The 3943-nt window shown below is 62.0% G+C and carries 2 protein-coding genes; both read left to right on the plus strand.

From position 1 onward, the window contains the following. The coding region (locus WCA53_RS24380) for an MdtA/MuxA family multidrug efflux RND transporter periplasmic adaptor subunit (protein WP_423916487.1) at positions 1 to 1189 on the plus strand (1189 nt) is incomplete at its 5' end. Positions 1190 to 1205: 16 nt separating this feature from the next. Further along, the coding region (locus tag WCA53_RS24385; protein WP_423916490.1) for an efflux RND transporter permease subunit at positions 1206 to 3943 on the plus strand (2738 nt) is incomplete at its 3' end.

A 3943-nucleotide genomic window follows, 5' to 3' on the forward strand; every position in this document is an offset into this window, starting at 1 on the left:
GAATAGCGGTGGCGCGAATGGCTCGCCGCAGGCTCGGGCCGCAGGCGGCGGACGACACGGGGGCGGTGCGGGGATGGACGCACAGCCGCAACCGGTGCACGTGGCAACCGCTACGCAAGGCGACATGCCCGTCGTGATCAATTCGCTTGGGACGGTGACACCTCTCGCAACGGTCACGGTCAAGACCCAGCTCAACGGCACGCTGCAAGAGGTGGCATTTCGCGAAGGCCAGATGGTCAAGAAGGGCGACCTCCTCGCCCAGGTCGACCCGCGTCCCTACGAAATCTCGTTGCGCAACGCGCAGGGCACGCTGGCGAAAGACCAGGCATTGCTGCAAACCGCGCGTCTCGATTTGCAGCGTTACCAAACGCTGCTTTCGCAGGATTCCATCGCGAAGCAGCAGGTCGACACGCAGGCCTCGCTCGTCCAGCAATATGAAGGCACGGTCAAGTCGGATCAGGCGAACGTCGATACTTACAAGCTCGATCTGATCTACGCGCGCATTACTGCACCTGTGTCCGGGCGCGTGGGCTTGCGCCCGGTCGATCCAGGCAATTACGTGACCACCAGCGACACGAACGGCGTCGCGATCATTACTCAACTGCAGCCGATCAGCGTCATCTTCACGACCTCCGAGGACAACCTCACGGCCATTTTGAAGCCGCTGCACGCGGCCACGAACATGTCGGTGACAGCCTACGACCGGTCGAACACGGTTTCACTGGAAAGCGGTTACCTCGAAACGGTCGACAATCAAATCGACACCACGACCGGCACCGTCAGGCTGCGCGCCATGTTCGAGAACAAGGAGTCGATGCTGTTTCCGAACCAGTTCGTGAACACCAAACTGCTGGTCGATGTGATCAAGGACGCGGTCATCGTGCCGACACCCGCGGTACTCAACGGTTCGTCAGGCGCGTTTGTGTATGTGGTGAAGCCGGACAACACGGTGACGGTGCGCAACATCAAGATCGGTCCAGTCGACGGCGAGCGCACCAGCATCAAGACCGGCTTGCAGGTAGGCGAACGCGTGGTGATCGACGGCTCCGACCGGCTGAAGGAAGGCGCCAAGATCACCATTCCGGCCGATGCACCGAAAACGGCTTCCGGTGCATCGCACGCGACAGCCGCATCCGGCGCTTCCGGTGCACATCACGGCCGGCATCGGCAACAGCCACAGCAGCAATGACGTTTAAGACACCCGCATGAATCCATCACGCCTCTTTATCCTGCGTCCGGTCGGCACGGCGCTGCTGATGGCCGCAATCATGCTGGTCGGCCTCGTCGCATTGCGCTTCCTGCCGTTGTCAGCGCTGCCTGCCGTCGACTATCCGACCATCCAGGTGCAGACGTTCTATCCGGGTGCGTCCCCGGACGTGATGACCACGTCGGTCACGGCGCCGCTCGAGAAGCAGTTCGGGCAGATGGCAAGCCTGAACCAGATGTCGTCGCAGAGTTCGGCGGGTGCGTCCGTCATCACGCTGCAATTCAGCCTGGACCTGCCACTCGATATCGCGGAACAGGAAGTTCAGGCAGCCATCAACGCAGCGGGCAATTTATTGCCGTCGGACCTGCCCGCGCCGCCGATCTACGCGAAGGTGAATCCCGCCGACGCGCCGATCATCACGCTCGCCATCAGTTCGAAAACGTTGCCACTCACCTCGGTCCAGGATCTCGCCGATACCCGGCTCGCGCAGAAGATTTCACAAGTCGCGGGCGTCGGGCTGGTCTCGGTCAGCGGCGGCAACCGGCCGGCTGTGCGGATCCAGGCGAACACCCGGGCGCTCGCGTCGTACGGGTTGAATATCGACGACTTGCGCACGACGATTTCGAACCTGAATGTCAACACGCCCAAGGGTAATTTCGACGGTCCCACGCGCGCGTACACGATCAACGCGAACGACCAGCTTACCGACGCCAGCGCCTACCAGAGCGCTGTAATAGCGTACAAGAATGGCCGTCCGGTCATGCTGACGGACGTCGCAACGGTCATTCAGGGTCCGGAAAATACCAAGCTCGGTGCCTGGGTGAATAGCACGCCGGCCATCATTCTCAATGTGCAGCGCCAGCCGGGCGCGAACGTGATCGCGGTCGTCGACGGCATCAAGGCAATCCTGCCGCAACTGCAGGCCGCACTGCCGGCCGCGCTCGACGTGCAGATCGTCACCGACCGGACCACGACTATCCGTGCTTCGGTGCGGGACGTGCAGTTCGAACTGGCGCTCTCCGTGGTGCTGGTCGTGCTGGTGATCTATTTGTTCCTCGCGAACGTGTGGGCTACGCTGATCCCGAGCTTGTCGGTGCCGGTTTCGCTGGTGGGCACGCTCGCTGTGATGTATTTGTGCGGCTTCTCGCTCGACAACCTTTCGCTGATGGCGCTGACGATCGCGACCGGGTTTGTCGTCGATGATGCAATCGTGATGATCGAGAACATCGCGCGCTACGTGGAGGAAGGCGAGTCGCCGCTCGAAGCCGCGCTAAAAGGCTCGCGCCAGATCGGCTTCACCATCATCTCGCTCACAGTCTCGCTGATCGCCGTGTTGATTCCGCTGCTTTTCATGGGCGACGTCGTCGGGCGCCTGTTCCACGAGTTCGCCATTACGCTGGCCGTGACCATCGTGATATCGGCGGTCGTTTCGCTGACGCTCGTGCCCATGCTGTGCGCGAAGCTGTTGCGCCACACGCCCGAGAAGGAGACCGGCCGGTTCGAGAGGCGGGCGCATCAGTTCATCGACTATGTGATCGGGCGTTACGCGGTCGCATTGACGTGGGTGCTCGACCGGAAGGGCTCGACGCTCGTGGTCGCGCTGCTCACGCTCGTGTTGACGGTCCTCCTCTACATATGGATTCCCAAGGGCTTCTTCCCGACGCAGGATACGGGCGTGATCCAGGCGATCACGCAGGCGCCGCAAGCCGCCTCCTATGATGCCGTCGCGCAGCAGCAGCAAGCGCTTGCCGCGCAGATACTCAAGAATCCGGACGTTGAAAGCCTGACGTCGTTCATTGGCGTGGACGGGACGAATATCACGCTGAACAGCGGCCGCTTGCTGATCAACCTGAAGCCGCGCGACGACCGCAGCAATACGTCGAGCGACGTGATTCGCGCGCTGGAAAAGGACGTGGCGAACATTCCCGGCATCAAGCTCTATATGCAGCCGGTGCAGGATCTGACGATCGATTCCACGGTCAGTCCGACGCAATACCAGTTCATGCTCACTGATCCGAACCCGACCGAGTTCGCGCAATGGGTGCCCAAGCTGATCGCCCGCTTGCAGCAGTCACCGTTATTAGCCGATGTCGCGACCGACCTGCAGCAGAACGGCCAATCGGTCTATGTGGAAATCGACCGCTCGACGGCCGCGCGCTTTGGCATCACACCCGCCACCGTCGACAACGCCCTCTACGACGCCTTCGGCCAACGCATCATTTCGACCATCTTCACGCAGTCGAACCAGTACCGCGTGATCCTGGAATCCACGCCTACCGAGGCGCATTACAGCGAAACGCTGAGCGGCATCTACTTGCCTTCTTCGACGGCCGCAAGCGGGCAAGTGCCACTGTCGGCCATTGCCACGTTCCACGAACGCGCCGCGCCACTTCTGGTGACGCACCTCGGCCAGTTCCCCGCGACCACGGTGTCCTTCAACCTGGCGCCCGGCGCCTCGCTGGGCGCGGCCGTGAAGGCGATTGACCAGGCGAAACAGGACATCGGCTTGCCTGCGTCGTTCCAGGTCCGCTTCCAGGGCGCCGCGCTTGCGTTCCAGGCGTCGCTTTCGAACGAGCTGTTCCTGATTCTCGCGGCCATCGTCACGATGTATATCGTGCTGGGCGTCCTGTACGAGAGTTTCATCCATCCCATCACCATTCTCTCGACGCTGCCGTCCGCCGGCGTGGGCGCGCTGCTGTCGTTGATGATCAGCGGCCACGACCTCGACATCATCGG

Origin of the sequence: Caballeronia sp. (assembly GCF_049581465.1) — a bacterium.
GTDB lineage: Bacteria > Pseudomonadota > Gammaproteobacteria > Burkholderiales > Burkholderiaceae > Caballeronia.